General features: G+C 58.4%; 17 protein-coding genes. 6 read left to right on the plus strand and 11 right to left on the minus strand.

Annotated features, from left to right (window positions below):
- Positions 1 to 36 precede the first annotated feature (36 nt).
- The 3 genes from GOW98_RS09305 to GOW98_RS09315 are packed head-to-tail and all read right to left on the minus strand — an operon-like array spanning position 37 to position 3,130.
- Positions 37 to 618, minus strand: a complete 582-nt coding sequence (locus GOW98_RS09305; protein ID WP_170331274.1) for a retropepsin-like aspartic protease family protein — start codon at positions 616 to 618, stop codon at positions 37 to 39.
- 41 nt (positions 619 to 659) lie between these two features.
- Positions 660 to 1,280: a MarC family protein gene (locus tag GOW98_RS09310; protein WP_170331276.1), complete on the minus strand. Its 621-nt coding sequence runs from the start codon at positions 1,278 to 1,280 to the stop codon at positions 660 to 662.
- Positions 1,277 to 3,130: an ABC-F family ATP-binding cassette domain-containing protein gene (locus tag GOW98_RS09315; protein ID WP_170331278.1), complete on the minus strand. Its 1,854-nt coding sequence runs from the start codon at positions 3,128 to 3,130 to the stop codon at positions 1,277 to 1,279. Before GOW98_RS09315 ends, GOW98_RS09310 begins: the two co-directional genes overlap by 4 nt.
- Positions 3,131 to 3,235: 105 nt before the next feature.
- Here GOW98_RS09315 and GOW98_RS09320 point away from each other — a divergent pair, with 105 nt between their 5' ends.
- Both GOW98_RS09320 and ndk read left to right on the plus strand, forming a co-directional pair.
- Complete coding sequence (locus GOW98_RS09320) at positions 3,236 to 4,438, plus strand: multidrug effflux MFS transporter (protein ID WP_170331280.1); 1,203 nt, start codon at positions 3,236 to 3,238, stop codon at positions 4,436 to 4,438.
- A 102-nt stretch (positions 4,439 to 4,540) separates the two neighbouring features.
- Positions 4,541 to 4,963 (plus strand): nucleoside-diphosphate kinase, encoded by a 423-nt coding sequence (gene ndk / locus GOW98_RS09325; RefSeq protein ID WP_068334875.1) that lies wholly within the window; start codon positions 4,541 to 4,543, stop codon positions 4,961 to 4,963.
- Positions 4,964 to 5,016: 53 nt separating this feature from the next.
- Here the strand turns inward: ndk and GOW98_RS09330 are convergent, their stop codons facing one another.
- The gene (locus GOW98_RS09330) at positions 5,017 to 5,364 is read right to left on the minus strand and encodes a TfoX/Sxy family protein (protein ID WP_170331282.1); all 348 of its coding nucleotides are present in this window, start codon (positions 5,362 to 5,364) and stop codon (positions 5,017 to 5,019) included.
- Between the two features lie 119 nt (positions 5,365 to 5,483).
- Between GOW98_RS09330 and GOW98_RS09335 the strand changes: the two genes are divergently transcribed.
- From GOW98_RS09335 to GOW98_RS09350, 4 genes are read left to right on the plus strand one after another with little or no spacing between them, the layout of a single operon-like run.
- On the plus strand, positions 5,484 to 5,669 hold the full coding sequence (locus GOW98_RS09335; protein WP_170331284.1) for a hypothetical protein: 186 nt from the start codon (positions 5,484 to 5,486) through the stop codon (positions 5,667 to 5,669).
- Entirely contained in the window at positions 5,669 to 7,180 is a 1,512-nt protein-coding gene (locus GOW98_RS09340; protein ID WP_170331286.1) for a CHAD domain-containing protein, read from the plus strand. Before GOW98_RS09335 ends, GOW98_RS09340 begins: the two co-directional genes overlap by 1 nt.
- A gap of 3 nt (positions 7,181 to 7,183) precedes the next feature.
- Entirely contained in the window at positions 7,184 to 7,939 is a 756-nt protein-coding gene (locus GOW98_RS09345; RefSeq protein WP_170331288.1) for a ParA family protein, read from the plus strand.
- Complete coding sequence (locus GOW98_RS09350) at positions 7,936 to 8,403, plus strand: CYTH domain-containing protein (protein WP_170331290.1); 468 nt, start codon at positions 7,936 to 7,938, stop codon at positions 8,401 to 8,403. The genes GOW98_RS09345 and GOW98_RS09350 overlap by 4 nt, the downstream gene beginning before the upstream one ends.
- On the opposite strand, the gene GOW98_RS09355 is transcribed toward GOW98_RS09350, so the two are convergent.
- From GOW98_RS09355 to GOW98_RS09385, 7 genes are all read right to left on the minus strand, one after another.
- Complete coding sequence (locus GOW98_RS09355; protein WP_254437956.1) at positions 8,400 to 9,713, minus strand: sensor histidine kinase; 1,314 nt, start codon at positions 9,711 to 9,713, stop codon at positions 8,400 to 8,402. The genes GOW98_RS09350 and GOW98_RS09355 overlap by 4 nt on opposite strands.
- Before the next feature lie 49 nt (positions 9,714 to 9,762).
- Entirely contained in the window at positions 9,763 to 10,443 is a 681-nt protein-coding gene (locus GOW98_RS09360) for a response regulator transcription factor (protein ID WP_170331294.1), read from the minus strand.
- A gap of 182 nt (positions 10,444 to 10,625) precedes the next feature.
- Positions 10,626 to 12,062, minus strand: a complete 1,437-nt coding sequence (locus GOW98_RS09365; RefSeq protein WP_170331296.1) for a Do family serine endopeptidase — start codon at positions 12,060 to 12,062, stop codon at positions 10,626 to 10,628.
- Positions 12,063 to 12,815: 753 nt separating this feature from the next.
- Positions 12,816 to 13,415 (minus strand): nucleotidyltransferase family protein, encoded by a 600-nt coding sequence (locus GOW98_RS09370; protein WP_170331298.1) that lies wholly within the window; start codon positions 13,413 to 13,415, stop codon positions 12,816 to 12,818.
- A 31-nt stretch (positions 13,416 to 13,446) separates the two neighbouring features.
- The gene (locus GOW98_RS09375; protein WP_170331300.1) at positions 13,447 to 15,864 is read right to left on the minus strand and encodes a GcvT family protein; all 2,418 of its coding nucleotides are present in this window, start codon (positions 15,862 to 15,864) and stop codon (positions 13,447 to 13,449) included.
- Between the two features lie 85 nt (positions 15,865 to 15,949).
- Positions 15,950 to 17,257 carry an HlyC/CorC family transporter gene (locus GOW98_RS09380; RefSeq protein WP_170331302.1) on the minus strand — a complete coding sequence of 436 codons (1,308 nt, stop codon included), beginning with the start codon at positions 17,255 to 17,257 and terminating at the stop codon, positions 15,950 to 15,952.
- 63 nt (positions 17,258 to 17,320) lie between these two features.
- Entirely contained in the window at positions 17,321 to 18,274 is a 954-nt protein-coding gene (locus GOW98_RS09385) for a site-specific tyrosine recombinase XerD (protein ID WP_170331305.1), read from the minus strand.

Here is an 18,274-nt window from a genome sequence, read left to right on the forward strand (position 1 = left end):
TTTTGTTCTCAACGGGAGATTGCAATCGTGAACCCTTTACCGGGACAGGATCATACGGCCATCCGTGAACTGGATATTCGAGAACCGATGCAGGTAGTCCATGCCAAGCAGCGACTGACGCAAATCGCCTTCGTTGACCCAAGCCGCGACGCCGTGGTCAGTGATCGGACCCAACTCAAGACTGTCCAACCGGATGGGTGCGGTGCGTACCTCTCCATTCGCGGTTGCAGCGCGGCCAAGGTAATTTAGCTGGTCGGGGTCAACGCCAATGCGTCTGGCGTCCTGCTCGCTGAATACAATCTGGCTGGCACCGGTATCGACGAGGAAGGTGATCGGCTCTCCGTTCACCAAAACAGGCAGGTAATAGTGGCCGTCATAGGCACGGGGCACTGCAATCGTCTCGCCGGTGACGGTCATCTGCGGGGCAGGACCCACGGTGGTGCGGATGTCCTCCCACAGGCCAACAACGGCGATGACGCCGACGAAGATGAACACCCAGGCCATGGCCTGCTGCATGGTTTTGTTCAGCGATTGGCGATTTTGCGAGATAAACCACGCAACAATAGCCGAGCCAAGCACGACCAGATAAACCAAACGTCCAATGCTGTCTCCGTCCATACCATTACCCTTACCGAATTCACTCTAAGGTATATGGGGATTTATGAGGCAAAACCAAAGGCCTTGAGGCCGTCCAATATGAACTGAACCGACAGCGCCGCCAGCAACATGCCCAGCAGGCGTGTCAGCACGTTCAGGCCGGTCTTGCCCAGAATGCGCGCGATCAGGCCGCCCGACAGGAAGAAGGTCAAAACGACGGCCATCACCGCCAGCATGACGATGCAGGCTTCGACAATTCCCAGAACACCGGGGTGCTGACCAGCCAGCAGGATGATCGTTGCAATCGAACCCGGCCCGGCGATCAGGGGAATGGCCAATGGGAACACCGAAGGGTCGGGATGCTCTTCTTCCTCGGCCCGATCCTCGCGCCGTTTGGTGCGGCGTTCGAACAGCATGTCCAGAGCGGTAAGGAACAACAACGCACCACCTGCGACACGGAAGGCGGGCATCGATATGCCGACAAAGCCCAGAACAGCCTCGCCAAAGGCTGCGAAAGCGATCAGGATGAAGACGGCCGTCAGGCAGCTGCGGATCGCTGTCTTGCGGCGGGTCTTCGCGTCCATGTCTTGCGTCAGCGCCACGAAGATCGGGGTGGTGCCAAACGGGTCGATCACCACGAACAGGGTAGTGAAGGCGGTGATGAAAAAGGCCAGATCCATCATGCGACGTTCTCGGCGTTTTCAAGACGTTCGGCGGCGGCGACCCACAGGGCCTCGGCTTTTTGCATGGCTTCGACGACCTCGGCGAATTTGCGGTTCCAGGATTCCAGATCGTTGATCTTGTCGTCCTCGTACAACGCCGGATCTGCCAGCTTGGCCGAGAGTTTGTCGTGCATATCCGTCAGTTTCTCGATCCGGTCCTCGCATTTGCGCAGATCGGCACGCAGGGCCAGCATCGCCTCGCGCGAGGGGCGCTTGGGTTTGGCAATTTGCGGTTTCTCTTTGATGGGTTTTTCGCGGGCCAGCAGCATGGCGCGATAGGCCTCGAGGTCGCCGTCGAAGGGTTTGACCGTGCCATCCGACACCAGCCACAACCGGTCCGCGACCAGCGACAACAAATGCATATCGTGGCTGACCAGAACAACGGCACCGGAATAGGCGGTCAACGCCTCGACCAGCGCTTCGCGGCTTTCGATGTCCAGGTGGTTGGTCGGCTCATCAAGGATCAGCATATGCGGCGCGTCGATGGTGGCGATCAGCAACGACAGGCGTGCTTTCTGACCACCAGACAGCCGCCCGACCAGCGTTTCCGCCTGATCCGCATTCAGCCCAAATCCGGCCAGACGGGAACGCCACTTGCCCGGCGCTTCATCCGGGCGCAAGCGACGCAGGTGGTCCAAGGGTGTCTCGTCCACATGCAGCTCATCGACCTGATGTTGTGCAAAGTATCCGATGCGCAGCTTGTTGCTGCGGGTCATCTTGCCCGCCATCAGAGATAGGCGGTCGGACAGAAGTTTGGAAAGGGTTGATTTGCCCTGACCGTTTTTGCCCAACAACGCGATGCGGTCGTCTTGGTCGATACGCAGGTTCAGGCGGCGCAGCACTTCGGTCTCACCATAACCCGTCACGCCACCTTCGATTTGGATGATCGGCGGCGACAGTTCCTCGGGTTCAGGGAAAGAGAACGCGCGCAAGGCGGCCTCTTGCGGAGTTGAGACCAGCTGGATGCGTTCGATCATCTTCAGGCGCGACTGGGCCTGCACGGCCTTTGAGGCCTTGTAGCGGAAGCGGTCTACAAAACTCTGCAGATGTGCGATGCGGGCCTTGGCCTTGGCGTTCTCCGATTCTGCCTGCGCCAGACGTTCGGCGCGGCGTTCAGCGAATTTGTCATAAGGAACAGCGTAGTAAGTGAGCTTGCGGTCTTCCAGATGCAGGATCGAGCCCACTGCGCGGTTTAGCAGCCCGCGGTCATGGCTGATGATGATGACTGTATGCGGGTATTTGGCCAGATAGCTTTCCAGCCAAAGTGCGCCTTCAAGGTCCAGATAGTTGGTAGGTTCGTCCAGCAAAAGCAGGTCAGGCTGCGAAAACAGCACCGCCGCCAGTGCGACGCGCATCCGCCAGCCGCCCGAGAAATCCGAACAGGGGCGAAGTTGATCTTCGTCGTCGAAACCCAAACCTTTGAGGATCGAGGCCGCCCGCGCCTCGGCCGACCAGGCGTCAATATCGGCCAGACGGGTCTGGATATCTGCGATGCGCGCCGGTTCTTCGGCGCTGTCGGCTTCGGCCATCAGAGCGCTGCGCTCGGTATCGGCAGCCAGAACCGTGTTGATTAGAGAAACGTCGGACGAGGGTACCTCTTGCGCCACCCCGCCGATCCGCGCCCGCTTCGGTAGGATGATATTACCCGATTCCAACGCCAGTTCGCCCCGGATCAAACGAAACAGAGTAGTCTTGCCGGTGCCATTCCGACCCACAAGGCCAACCTTGTGGCCGTCGGGAATGGTGGCGCTGGCGCCGTCAAACAGGGGGCGGCCCTCGACCGCATAGGTGATGTCTTCGATCCGTAACATGAGCCGCTCATAACAGAGCATACCAGACGCCGCCAGCGGCTTGGCATGTTCAATATGCGGCCAGTGTGCTAGCGCTGGTTCGATTGGTTTTCGACGGTTTTCTTCATGCGCGCGGCTTCTTCGCCTCCATCTTTGATCACTTTGGTGTTTGCGACGGCTTTGTCGGTGCTGACGCTGAACATGTTCCTGCCGTCGCTCGCCCGGATGTCGGGTGATTTTCAGGTCGATTACGCGCTGGTGAACCTGTCGGTGGCCGGGTACCTGGCGGTGTCTGCCGTGCTGCAACTGATAATGGGGCCTCTGTCTGATCGGTTCGGGCGCAGACCCATCCTGCTGATTTGTATGGTCGTCTTCGTCGCCGCGTCGGTCGGTTGCGTGCTGGCCGAGTCGATCTGGATCTTTCTGGGATTTCGCCTTCTGCAGGCCGCCGTGGTGGCCGGGCCGGTTTTGTCCAGCGCCGCCATCCGTGACATGTACCCTGCGAACGAGGCCGCTAGCAAATTGGGTTACGTGACGATGGCGATGGCGCTGGCCCCGATGTTGGGGCCGATGCTGGGCGGTGCGCTTGACAGCCTGTTCGGTTGGCGCGCCGGGTTTGTTCTGTATTCGGTTCTTGGGGCAGGGCTGCTGCTTTTGCTCTGGGCCGATATGGGCGAGACCAACACCAACCGCTCTTCAACCTTCGCTGCACAACTGAGGGAATACCCGCACCTGTTCCGCGCGCGCAGGTTTTGGGGTTACGCCCTGTGTGCCGCCTTTTCGATCGGAGGGTTTTTCAGCTTTATCACCGGCGCCCCATTGGTGGCGGCATCGTGGTTCGACATGAGCCCCGCTATGCTGGGCCTGGGGATCGGCATAATCACAGGCGGTTTCATGGTTGGCAATTTCATCACCGGGCGGATCGCAGCGCGCACAAAGCTGACCACCATGATTCTGATCGGACGCATTACTGCCTCAACAGGTCCGCTGGGTGGCTTGCTTTTGTTTCTTGCTGATCTGGGCTCGGTCTGGGTGTTTTTCGGGTCGGCCATCTTTGTCGGTTTCGGCAACGGCCTGACCAATGCCAACGCATCCGCTGGCCTTATGTCCGTCCGTCCCAAACTGGCGGGCAGTGCGGCGGGCCTGTCCGGCGCAATGATCGTGGCGCTGGGGGCGGTTCTGACCTCGCTTACCGGGCTTTGGGTCAGCCCTGAAAACGGTCCGTACCTTGTTCTGGGCATGATGTGGGCGTGCAGTTTCGCCGGGCTGCTGGCAGTGCTGTATGTGCGCTGGGTCGACCAGCAGGACCCACTGCCGGAAACGATCTGAGCCGCCGCGCATCATAGTGCTTTTCATACGGCACAGACCATGCTACGCGGCGCGCGATGGATTTCGGCGCGACCCCGCGCCTTATGCTAAGGAGAGGCCGACATGGCACTGGAACGCACATTCTCGATCATCAAACCCGATGCAACCCGCCGCAACCTGACTGGCAAAATCAACGCCAAGTTCGAAGAAGCCGGCCTGCGCATCGTTGCGCAAAAGCGCATCCACATGACCAAAGAGCAAGCCGGCAAGTTCTACGAAGTACACGCCGAGCGTCCGTTCTATGACGAACTGTGCGAATTCATGTCGTCGGCTCCGGTTGTTGTTCAGGTTCTGGAAGGCGAAGGCGCCATTGCAAAGAACCGCGAAGTCATGGGCGCAACCAACCCCGCAGACGCAGCCCCCGGCACCATCCGCGCCGAGTTCGCTGAATCGGTTGGTGAAAACTCGGTCCACGGTTCGGACGCTCCGGAAACCGCAGCTGTCGAGATCGCCTACTTCTTCTCGGGCATAGAACTGGTCGGCTAATCCGCCATCAGATCGGATTTTAGGGCCGCTCCCGGCAACGGGTGCGGCCTTTTTCATACCGGTTTAAGGTCATCTGCCGATACCCGCACGCCGACCGCGTCCAGATCCGAGATCATCTTTGTCTCGGGTGCGGCGCTGACACTGGCCTTGATCGCGTCAAACCGCTGGCGCAGGGCCTTTTTTTCATCGCCCTTGCAATCGTTCCACGGACGTCCGTGCAACCCCATCACCAGCACATAGTAGCCAATGAAATGCGGCCGTGTTCCGGCACGTATCACGCGGGCATAGGCCTCATCTGGGCCCAAATGACGCAATTGCTGAGCCGAGTGAATGCCAGCGCGGGCGCACGCCTGTTCGAAAGCGGGGCCAAGGTTGCGGATCGAAGAAACGGGATCGGACATGCCTAACTCTTAGCCCTGTGGCACAGTGATGTCGACCTGACGAAAGGTTAGTTCAACATCAGACTTGCCAGAAGAGCTGTTGTGCGATTTCATGACGTCATGCTGTCATGAGGTTGCCTATGTCGAAGAACAAGGACACCGGCGAAAAGCCCGGCAAGAACAAAAAGAATACGTCTCTGAGGTTGGATGGCAAGACGTTGAAAGCCCTCAAGATCCGGGCAATCGAAGAGGGGACCAGCGTCCAGAAGATCATCGAGACGCTGGTGAATGACTATCTGGATACGCCGAAAAAGGGTCGCTCGTGATGGCGCAGAAAAGCAGGTTCTTCATTATCCCCGGCACGTTCGATCTGACGGGGTTTACGGATTCTCTCAAAGGACTGACACCCGCATTCGAAACATCAGCAACCGCGCGACCGTTCGACCTTTTGGACTGTCACGATCAGTCGCTGCGTTCAGAAGGGCGGCTGCTGGTCGAGGTCGACGGCGCAATGCGGTTGTTGCAGGCCGACGGTGAAGTTCTGGTTCAGGCCTGCACCGGCAAGGGTAAATTCGTTCAGGACCTGCCGGACGGCCCTGTAAAAACGGCGGTGAAGGGATTCCCCAAACTGCGCGCGTTGATGAGCATAGGCTCGGGTCTGATCGAAACCGGCACATTTGCGGTGTTGGATGATTTGCAAAAGACACAGGTCCGAGGCAGCGTCGTAACGTTGTCCACGGATGAGGGGCAGGCGACCCTTCTGACTGTGAAGCCGATGCGCGGCTATGACCGCGCCTACCATGCGGTCTGCGCTGCGCTTGGCAATATGGCGGCATCTGGATTTGAGACAGTGTTTGATAGTTTGTTCCCCGGTGCCACCCCCTATAACGCAAAGCCCGATGTTGCTCTGGGCACGCAGGAGCCTTCCATCGAAGTGGCGGCGGATATCATTCGCACCTATCTGGCCGTCGCGCGCCAGAACGAGGCAGGCGTGATCGCCGATATCGACACAGAGTTTCTGCATGACTACCGCGTCTCTCTGCGCAGGGTCCGGTCGGTGCTGAGCCTGTTTAAGGGCGTGTTTTCTCCGGAACAGACCGAAGTTCTGAAACGCGAATTCTCTGATCTGATGGCCCCCACTGGACGGGTGCGGGACCTGGATGTCTACCTTCTGGAAAAAGACATTTACTTCAATCTGATACCGCCGAACCTTCATCAAGGTGCCGAGGCAATGTTCGCCCAATTCGACAAGGAACGCACCCGCGCGCTGGCCGCGTTGATCCGCCGTCTTCGCAGCGCGGCTTTCGGTAAGAAGATGGACGAATTGGCGGCGCTGTTTGCCGATGCGAAAGGGTTGAAACACGGTCCAAATGCGGATCGCGGGGCTTATAGCTATGCCTGTGCGCTGATCTGGAAACGGTATCGCAAGGTGTGCAAACTGGCCCGCGGAATCACCCCGGAAACGCCGGATGAGATCGTTCATGATCTGCGGATCGACTGCAAAAAGCTGCGCTATCTGATGGAGTTTTTCGGCCCTCTGTTCGACAAAGGCGATTTCAAAACGCTCATCAAGCCCTTGAAAAAACTGCAAGATAACCTTGGGTTGTTCAACGACTACTCAGTCCAGCAAGAGGCACTTTTGGATTTTGTGGCAACTCAAAGCAACGCCCAAGGTCGGGCAAATGCGCAGCTTGCCATGTCCGTCGGCGGGTTGATCGCCGTACTTGACCAACGACAAAAGGCCGAACGCGATCGCGTGATCGCCAATTTCCAACATTTCGACAGCCCGGACATCCAGAACCTGTTCCGAACCCTGTTTTACCACAAGGAGGATTGAGGAGTGAAGATCATTGCCTGCTACAGCAACAAGGGCGGAGTGGGGAAAACCGCGACCTCGGTGAACCTGGCATATGCCTATGCGCAAGCGGGGTACACTGTGCTGCTGTGCGATCTTGATCCGCAGGGGGCATCGGGATTTTATTTCCGGGTGAAACCGTCGAAAAAGCTGACCGATGCGCGTTTTTTCGAAGATGTCGAACGGTTCACCAAATCGATCCGGGCCAGTGATTTTGATGGATTGGACGTGCTGCCCGCAAACCTGACCTTTCGGGATTTTGACGTGTTCCTCTCACGGATGCGGAACAAGCGGTCGCGGTTGAAAAAGGCCTTGGCCACCGCAGGCAGCGACTATGACGTGATCATTCTGGATTGCCCGCCGAACTTTTCGACCCTGTCTGAGAATATCTTCAAAGCTGCTGACCAGATTTTGGTGCCCGTTATCCCGACGACCTTGTCGGAACGGACGCTTGAGCAATTGGTGAGCTTCTTCGACGATCACAGGCTGCCCAAGAAAAAGCTCAATGCGTTCTTTTCGATGGTGCAGCGGCGCAAAACCCTGCATCTGGAGTCGATGGAGAAGATGCGCAAGGCGTACAAAAAGCGCTTCCTGCAATCCGAGATTCCCTTTGCTGCGGATATCGAACGCATGGGCCAGAACCGCGCCCCTGTTAGCATCTATGCCAAGCGCAGTGCCGCAAGCTCTGCCTATCAGGCGCTGTTCGATGAATTGGAAAACGGAGTGATTTCACCCAAATGAGCACCGAAATTGAACGCAAGTTTCTGGTCGCGGACTTGCCGGACCTGAGCGGCACGGAAAAAGCCCTTGTGCGTCAGGGGTATCTGACCGCGCCCGACGACTCCACCGAACTGCGTCTGCGTCAGAAAAACGATAAGTATTTCCTGACCCTGAAGGGCGGCGGCGCATTGGTACGGGTTGAGCGTGAGGCCGAAATCTCGGCCGAACAATTCGACACTTTTTGGCCCGAGACGGACGGTCGCCGGGTCGAAAAAGAGCGCTTCACCGGACAGTTGCCGGACGGGAGGGTGTTTGAACTGGACGTGTTTCAAGGCGATCTAGCGCCGCTGCGTCTGGTCGAGGTCGAGTTTCAGACCGAAGCAGAGGCCGAAGCCTATATTCCGCCCGAGTGGTTCGGTGCCGACGTGACGGCGGACAAACGCTATAAAAACAAGACGATGGCGACCAAAGGTATTCCTGCCTAAGGTTTGCGCGCCAGTTTGATCACCACCTCAAGCCCCGGATCGCAGTTATGCGCCTCAAACGTGCCGCCGTGCATTCGGGATATTGCGGCAACGAGGGCCAGTCCCAGGCCGGCATTGCGCTCGGTCCGGGCCGGGTCGAGGGTCACAAACGGCATCTGCAGGCGCGGCAGGTCCTCTTGAGGTACGCCCGGTCCCCGGTCACGGACGCTGAGGCTGGTATAGGGGCCGTCCTCGGACAGGTTGATCGTGACCGCTGTGTCTGGCGGGGCATAACGCATTGCGTTTTCCAGCAGGTTCGACAGTGCCTGAGACAATAGCGGCCGGTGCCCGGGGATAGAGCCAGCGCTGCCGGTGACTTCCAGCCGGATGCCCTGATCGTCGGCAACAGGATCGTACAGCTCTGCCACGTCTGCCACCAGTTGTTGCAGGTCTACTGGCTCGAACTGTTCGCGGCCAACACCGGCCTCGGCGCGTGAGATTTCGGTCAGTTGGCCCAACACGCGCAACACGTGGTCGATCTCAGAACTCGCCCGTGCAACGTCGATTTCGCGCTCCTGATCCGTCTTGCCCGGGTCAGACAGCGCCTCGACCCGCTGTTTCAAGCGCGACAGGGGGGAACGCAGGTCATGCGCAATCGAATTCGACGTGGTACGCAGATTGCTGACCAACTCTTCGATCTTGTCCAGCATGGTGTTAAGCGTACCGGCCACTTGATCGAACTCATCCCCGGTCCCGCGCAAGGGCATTCGGCGGGACAGATCACCCGAGACAATGTTTTCGGCGGTGCTGGCAATATCAGACAGACGGGAAAAGACCAGGCGGGTAAACAGCCAGCCGGTCAATACGCTCAGCGCCAGTGCAATCGCCAGCGCGATGCCGACCGATCGCAGCAGCACCCGATCAAACTGCTGTCGGGCCAAAGCATCGCGCCCGACCAGCAGGCGCTCGCCGCCCGGCAGGCGAATCGAGGCCGCCGAGATGGGCACCAGTTGGTCATTGTCGGCGCGCCGCAGTTCAAGATCGACCCAACCACTGCCGGCCGTGATCCCCTCGGGCCATTGTTTGAGGTTGCCCGCCAGTTTGGCACCGAAGCGATCCGTCAACAGATACAATGCGTCCCGCTCCGACGCGGTAGGGATGCGCCGTTCGATGGCTGTCATGAGTCCGATCAGACCGCGACGTTCATATTCATCTGCCAGCCCGGTCAGTTCCGCCGACACGACCGAACGAGTTTCGCCTTCAATGCTTCGGTTCGCGGTGACATAGACAAGAGCCAATACTGTGGCTGTCAGCAAAGTGCTGAGAACCATGCTGGCTAATACAAGACGTGTGCGTGAATTATTGAAGGAAAGCCGCAGGTTATCCATCAGATATCATGTACCCGGCACCCCGGACGGTTTCGATCAATGGTGGCTCACCACCTTCGTCCAACTGACGCCGCAGCTTGGAGATATGGACGTCGACCACATTGGTATTCGGGTCGAAATGATAATCCCAAACGCCTTCCAGCAACATGGTGCGCGACACGACGCGGTTCTTCCGACGCAGGAAGAATTCGAGGATCTGAAATTCGCGCGGGGTCAGAGTGATCTCACGCCCATTGCGCGAGACCTTGCGTGTCAGCAGGTCCATTTCAAGGTCGCGGCAGGTCAGTGTGGGGCTTTCCTCAGCCTCTTGTGGACGACGCAGCAGGGCCTCAATCCTGGCATGCAACTCCTGGAACGAAAACGGTTTGACCAGATAGTCATCGGCACCGGCGCGCAGCCCTTTGACACGCTCGTCCACAGCGCTCATGGCGGTCAGCATCAGAACCGGCGTTTTCACGCCCGCCGCGCGCATTGACTTGATTAAAGACAGGCCGTCCAACCCGGGCAACATTCGGTCAAGAACGACCGCATCGAACCCACCGTCTGTGGCATGATAAAGACCTTCACGGCCATCTTCAGCTGCCTCGACAACGTAACCTTCTTCGCCAAATCCCTTGGCGATGAAATCCCGGGTGTCTTCGTCATCTTCGACGACCAACAGGCGACGGCTCATGATCCGAATTCCTTTCTACTGGAAGTAAAGCACAGTTTTCGGGCAAAGCACATGGTTTTGCTAAATAATCTGCCGGGTGCGTTGCTGCGCACCCGGCAGTCCCGGCGGTTTGCGGACAATTCAAACCCACCGAGGAGGCGCCCGCCAGATTTCCCCATCAAGTGGCGCGCGCAGGTGACCTATCAGGCGATTTCCACCGCCACGAAGATCTGGTTTCCACCGCGATTGATCAGCACAAGCGCGGGATCGGTCTTTTCGCTATCCAGCGCGGCTTTCAACGCGTCCGGAGTCGCGGTTTCCTGACCGCCCAGCTTCACGATCACATCACCACGCTGCAGGCCGGCCTTGGCCGCCGGGCTGTCGGGCTTCAGGTCGGTGACGATTACGCCATCGACTTTTTCACCCACGCCCATCTCGGCACGGTTGGTGTCGTTCAGTGGGGCCACGGTAACGCCTAACGCGGTACCCGAAACGGTTTCGTCCAGAGATTTGTCGATCTCGGCTGAAGCGCTTTGATGCTGACCGATGGTCAGCTCAATCTGCTGCTCTGTGCCATCGCGCAGAACGGTCAGAACGCTGTTGCTGCCAACCTTGGTGGTGCCGACAAGGATCGGCAGATCGCTGCTGGAATCGACGGTCTCGTCGTTGAAAGTCAGGATGACATCACCCTGTTTCAGCACACCATCGGCCGGGCTGCCATCGACGACGTCTGCGACAAGCGCGCCGTTCGAGGCATCAATACCTATGGCTGCGGCGATCTCGGGGCTGACATTCTGGATCGACACACCCAGCCAGCCGCGACTGACCTGACCGTCATCGCGCAGATCGGCAGCGATGTGTTCCACAATGTTCGACGTGACCGCGAAACCCAGACCCACGGACCCGCCGGTGGGCGAATAAATGGCCGAGTTCACGCCAACCACTTCGCCTTCCATGTTGAACAGAGGGCCACCGGAGTTACCCTTGTTGATCGCCGCATCGGTTTGAATGAATTCAGCGTAGGGCCCGGCTGAGATGTTACGGCCCTTGGCCGACACGATCCCGGTGGTCACGGTTGAGTGCAGCCCGAACGGGTTGCCAATGGCCACAACGTCTTCGCCCACACGGATCACATCGCTGTCACCCAACTCGACGGCTTGCAGGGACTCACCTGCGTCGATCTTGAGAACGGCGATATCTGTCAGCGGGTCGGTGCCGATGACTTCGGCCTCGAACGTGCGATCATCTGACATGCGCACTGTTACGGACTCGGCATTATCGACGACATGATGGTTGGTGACGATATATCCGGCCTCATCGAGTACAAATCCCGATCCTAGACCCTGTGCCGGACCACGCTGCGGAGCATCGAAGCCTTCGGGCGCACCAAAGCGTTTGAAGAACTCTCCAAATGGGTGCTGATCAAAATCAAAGTCTTGTCCCTGCGCCGGGATTGGTGCCGTGCCTTGCTCTGCGATGATCGTGACGACCGAAGGCGATACGCTCTCGACAAGATCGGCCAAAGCTTCGTCCGCCATTGAGGGCAGGGCGGTGGTTGCCAGCATTGCGGCACTTAACGCGCCAGCGCCGACCCAACTGGCTGTCCCAGGCAAAAGAAGAGAGGTTTTGCGGATGCTCATTTGTGTCTCCTGTTTATATCACGCGGTTGCGGCCGCGCGTTGGAACAGGAAATGCGCGCTCAGTCTGTGTGTTTCCTGACCGAAACGTTAAGAAATCTTAATTTCGCCACAAACAGACTGTTCTATTCCGCCAACCAGACAGCGGAGATCGGAGAAATTACGCGAATCGATGACCGCGAATCGGTGGATTGTTGCCGGTCCGGGTGTCAAACCGCGAAAAGGGTTGAATTGAATCAAATTTGTTAACAAAGCACCCTCCCTTTTCTCTGGTATTTTTGCAATCCCCTTTGGGTTGTGGTGATCTTGCGGCACTTGTGAAATTTTCAGGAACAACCAATAGCAAAATAGCCTGATGACTTAATAAGTTTGCACTTAATGATGGATGACCCAACGTCAATCAAAAGCAAAGTTCTCCCATGGGTTGATCGTCGCTTCTGAAATGTTGCGCAAAAACCATTCTGAGACGCGCAAAATTAACCGTTCTTTCCAATTTTACATTGTTTGAACGCCTCGGATCGGTGACGATGAAGGTGCCCAAGCGAGGGGGAGCCGAAGGCACTAGGGGGTGCTTAAGGCTTGTCACAGTCACTGGAAGCGCTGAGCGGCATGTTAACGAGGGGGTCTTGTTTAGGTTCTGCGGCGGAATCGCCAGGATGTCTTTAGGCATCATTGGCCGTGTTTCCGGGATTGATGAAAAGTGGTAGTCCTGTTTTGGGTACCGGCCCGGTCGATTTCGACCGGGCCGCGTTACTTTTAGGTGCCGCGTTTTGCGCGCCACGCTGCCCAATCCTCTGGTGTATCCAAGTCCAATAGGGCGTTTTGTCCAGGTAGGGCATGCAGATGCACGTTGCCAGCGTGGGCGCGCACCACGGATTGCGCACCTGCATCGCCTGTCAATTTCCTGAGGTGTTGAAACAAGCTTTGGTCAAACACGACCGGGTGACCGGGTTTGCCGTTGGCAGTTGATCCGCGCCAGATCAGATTGTCCGGATGGGCTTTTACGGATGCAAGAACGGCAATTAAATCCTCAGAAGTAATGTCAGGCAGGTCCGCCAGTAAGACCATTGCCGCTGGCGCATCTGTTGACACGTGTGAGAGCGCACCACGCAGGCTGGCATTCATACCCTCATCAGCATCCGGGATTTCAACCTTGACCACGCCCAGACTTTCCAAAGCGTCATGCCTTGGATGCGGCGCAGAAGGTAACGCAACGATCACAGGTGCCGCGCGTTGGGCGGTCCGTGCAGCGCGGCGCAACAATGGTTCGCCGTCGATAATCTGCATAAGCTTGTCTTGCTGACCCATGCGGCTGGATAGGCCGGCGGCCAGAAGAAGAATTGGTATGTCCGTCATGCCCGAACCATGCCGCCGTTGAGCAGCCGTGTCATCCCCGCATGCGTGCTCCATCTGCATCAAAGAGTGGTATTGTGATCACGCGTGCTTTGCGTAAGTGGCCCAGGATTTCAATTTCGACTTCCAGACCGTCCGTGGTCCGATCTGCGGGCAAGAACCCGATTGCAACAGACTTTTGCGCATAGTGTGAGTACCCGCCAGAAGTGCAGAAACCCACAACTTCACCGTCCATCCAGATCGGTTCATATGCGTTCACATCGGCGTCGTCCGCTTCGACCGCGAAAGCTACAAGTTTGCGTGCTGGCCCCTGGACGCGCTCCTTTTCGGCAGCGGACCGACCGATGAAATCAGCAGGTTTCGAGAACGCAATGAAACGGTCCAGCCCTGTTTCGGCAGCGGTATAATCGGGCGAGAATTCCCGCATCCATGAGCCAAAGAATTTGTCCAGTCGCAAGCTCATCATCGCGCGCATTCCAAAGGGTACAATGTCATGCGGCTGACCGGCCCGCCACAATGTCCACCACAGCTGTCTCTGCGCCATCGGATCGCAATAGATCTCATATCCCAGGTCGCCGGTATAACTGACGCGTTGCACGATGCAGTCGGTCATGCCAACCGTCATCTGTCGCACGTCGAGGAACCTCAGGTTCGAGATATCATCGCGGGTACACGCGGCGAGTACGTCCGCTGCTTTCGGGCCAGCGATCTGAAACCCGTTCAGACGGTCGCTGACGTTATCAATGGTCACGCCGTCTTGCTGATTTTGCAGGAACCAGCGCATGTGAAAGGCCTGAGAGCCGTAGGAGGCGGTCAGCTGGAATTCGGTCTCACTCAGGCAGGAGACGGTGAAATCCCCGATCAGCTTGCCTTTGTGGGACAGCATAGGGGTCAGCGAAAGGCGCCCTGGTTGAGGGATGCGCCCGGCCATGATCCGGTCGAGCCACGCGCGGGCAGAGGCACCGGTGATACGGTACTTGCCGAAATTGTGGACCTCGTTGATGCCGACGGCGTTGCGAACGGCGCGGACCTCGCGACCGGTTGCCGCGAAGGCGTCAGAGCGTCGGAACGAAGGCGTTTCATAGCCCGGCTCATCGTCTTGGGCGAAATAGTTCGGCACCTCCAACCCATATTGCTGTCCCCAGACCGCCCCCAGATCGCTAAAGATGTCGTACATCGGTGTCGTGCGGTTCGGGCGGGCAGCGGGCAGTTCCTCGTTCGGGTAGGCGACGCTGAACCGTTTTTGATAGTTCTCGATCACCTTGGGGCGGGTGTAGCCGGGGCTAATCCAGTCGCCGAACCGGGCTACGTCCATTGCGAAGACATCGCGTTCGGGCTCCCCTTCGATCATCCATTGCGCCAGTGTCAGGCCAACGCCGCCACCCTGGCTGAACCCGGCCATCACACCGCAGGCCGACCAATAGTTGCGAATCCCCGGTACCGGCCCGACCAGAGGGTTGCCGTCCGGTGCAAAGGTGAACGGCCCATGGATTACCGATTTCACACCGGCCTCGGCTAAAACGGGAAAGCGTCTGTAGGCGAACTCGATACTGTCGGTGATCTTGTCATAATCGTCGGGCAGCAGCTCGTGTCCGAAATCCCAGGGTGTTCCGTCGACAGCCCACGGTTTGCAGGGCTGTTCGTAAAACCCGATGCACAGGCCACGTCCTTCCTGTCGCAGATAACTTTCCCCGGCAGGGTCCATCACATGCGGGTGCTCGCCACCAGCGTCGATGATCGACTCGATCTGAGGGATCGAGTCCGTGACCAGATACTGATGTTCCATCGGGTGCAGCGGGAAATAGATGCCTGCCATCGCACCGACTTCTCGCGCCCAAAGACCGCCTGCGTTGACCAAATGTTCGGCGTGAATGGTGCCCTTGTCGGTGACCACGTCCCAGGTACCATCGGGGCGCTGGTTGGTCTCGCGCACCATGCAGTGGGTTTCGATTGTTGCGCCGCCCAAACGGGCCGCCTTGGCATAGGCATGGGTGGTGCCCGAAGGATCAAGATGCCCGTCCAGCGGATCGTAAAGCGCGCCGATGATGCCGTCGGTATTGGTGATCGGAGCGATCTTCTTGATCTCCTCTGGCCCGACGATCTCGGTCTCCAACCCCATGAACCGGTGCTTAGCGCGTTCGGCCAGCAGCATGTCGAACCGGTCCTGATTGTCGGCCAGAGTCACGCCGCCCACATGATGCAGACCGCAGGACATGCCGGTGATCTCTTCTAGTTCTTTGTACAGGCGGATGGTATAGCCCTGCAGCGCGGCCATGTTGGTGTCACCATTGAGGGTGTGGAACCCTCCGGCCGCGTGCCAGGTGGACCCGCTGGTCAGTTCCGATCGTTCCAGCAGCATGACATCGGACCAGCCCAGCTTTGTCAGGTGGTAGAGCACCGAACACCCGACAACACCGCCCCCAATGACGGCTACCTGAGTTGTGGTCTTCATGTCGCTGCCTCCCATGCGTTTGGGTCAAAGACTGCAGGTGCGCGGCAGGGCGGGCTGTTCCATTCACGACATCGCTTGTCGCGGATCAAAGCGGGCGGATTTTCAGTTCGGTAATCCGGTTGCCTTCGCGTGCAGTGACTTCGAAACGGAACCCGTGGAACGAGAACACCTGTCCGGTCACCGGGATCATTTGCGCCTCGTGAATGACGAGACCTGCGATTGTGTTGGCCTCTTCATCCGGCAGCGACCAGTCCATCGCCCGATTGGCATCGCGGATGGTCATCGCGCCCTCGACCAGAAACTGCCCGTCCTCGGTTCGGGTCACAGGAACGTCTTCTTCGATATCGAACTCGTCGGCAATCTCGCCCACGATCTCTTCGAGAATATCCTCCAGCGTGATCAGGCCGCGCAGCGAGCCATATTCATCCACCACCAGCGCAAAGTGGCTGTGCATCCGAAGAAACTCGCGCATCTGGTCATCCAGCGTGGTGGTTTCAGGCACAAAGTAGGGGGCGTTGGCCACTTTCGAGATATCGAAGGATTTTAGCCGGTCGCTGTCTTCCTCACTGGCGCCCGCGTGTGCGTACATGGCGCGAAACAGGTCCTTAGCGTGCACTACGCCTACGATGTTTTCCTGTTCATCCCGGAACACGGGCAGGCGGGTGTGCGGGCTTTTCAGACATTGCTGCAGGATGGCCTCGGGCGCGTCGTCAGCATCGATCATCTCGATGTTCGAGCGGTGCAACATGATCTCTTCCACCGTGCGGTCGCCCAGATCAAGCGCACCCAGAATACGATCGCGGTCTTCCTTTTCGACCACGCCCTCCGAGTGGCCCAGATGCAGCGCACCGGCGATTTCCTCACGCACAGCGAGAATGTTGCTGTCAGGGTCGATCTGCACGCCGAACAGGCGCAGAACCCCGCGCACCAACAGGCGCACCGCAGCAACCATGGGCGAGAAAACCGTCACCACAACACTGATAATCGGCGCGACGGCAGCGGCCGCTTTTTCCGCGTTGGTGATGGCATAGGTTTTCGGCAGAACCTCGGCAAAGATCAAAACCAACAGGGTCATCACCAGCGTCGCTAGCGCCACACCGCTTTCGCCGAAGAGGCGTGTGAACAACGCCGTCGCCAGCGAGGCCGCGAGGATGTTCACGAGGTTGTTGCCCAGCAGGACCGAGCCGATCAGCCGTTCATTGTCATCGGTGATATCCAGCGCCTTTTGTGCCCCGCGCGAGCCCTTGTCGGCCTGCGCCCGCAACTTGCCGCGTGACGAGGCGGTCAGTGCCGTTTCAGAACCCGAGAAAAAGCCCGACAGTACAAGCAAAAGCAGAATGGCGCCTGTGGTAAACCAGAATGCGCCGTCGATCAGAGAAGAAGAGGGTTCCATCGGTCCTTGGTTATTGGTGTTGCTGCATCCGTTATGGGGGTGCGACCCCTGCTGATCAAGGGGTTAGCCCTTACCATCAGGGTCTTTGGCCAGTGGGTGATGCTCCAGCACCAGTTCCGCCAGACGTTCGTCCAGAACATGGGTATAGATTTCGGTGGTCGCCACATCGGCATGGCCCAACAGAGTTTGGATCGACCGCAGGTCGGCCCCGTTGGCCAGAAGATGCGTGGCAAAGGCATGGCGCAGGGTGTGCGGCGTGACCTTTTCAGGCGAAACGCCACCCTGAACGGCCAGTTCCTTGACCAGCAGAAAGAACATGTGGCGCGTCAGGTGTCCGGATTTTCCGCGCGAAGGGAACAGGAACTTGGACCGCTGGCCGCCATCGGTAACCGCGTGATCCTCGGCCTCATCCCGCAGGATCAGCCACGCTGCCAGCGCTTCACGGGCAGGGGGCGATAGCGGCACCATCCGTTCCTTGCCACCTTTTCCAAGAACCAGCAGCATCCGCGGATCACCCCGCGCGGAGGAAACAGGCAGTGACACAAGTTCAGTCACGCGCATACCGGTGGCGTAGAGCACCTCCATCAGGCAGGTGTTGCGCACCCGGTCGGCTTTGGTGCGCCCTGTCTGGCGGGCGGCTTGCAACAGTCGGTCAACCTCGGGCACGTCCAGCGTTTTGGGTAGGCGTTTTTGCCGCCCGGGGCCTTTGATCTGAATGGCGGGGTTGGTGTCGCGCCAGCCTTCCTCGAAGGCGAAACGATAAATTTGCTTGATCGCCGACAATCGCCGGGCGCGGGTGGATTGCGCCAGCCCCTGCGCGTCACAGTCGATCATATAAGCTTCGATCTGATCCCGTTCAGCTTCTGTAAATCCCGTTTTACGGCGCTCCAACCAAGCGGCAAAATCCTTCAGGTCGCGGCCATAGGCTAACAAAGTGTTGTTAGCGGCGCCAAGTTCAGCAGCTTGAGCTTGCAGGAAGGTGGAGATCCACAGATCCGAGGTTGCCGGGGCCACCAT

The organism is Ruegeria arenilitoris, assembly GCF_013032445.1.
GTDB lineage: Bacteria > Pseudomonadota > Alphaproteobacteria > Rhodobacterales > Rhodobacteraceae > Ruegeria > Ruegeria arenilitoris_F.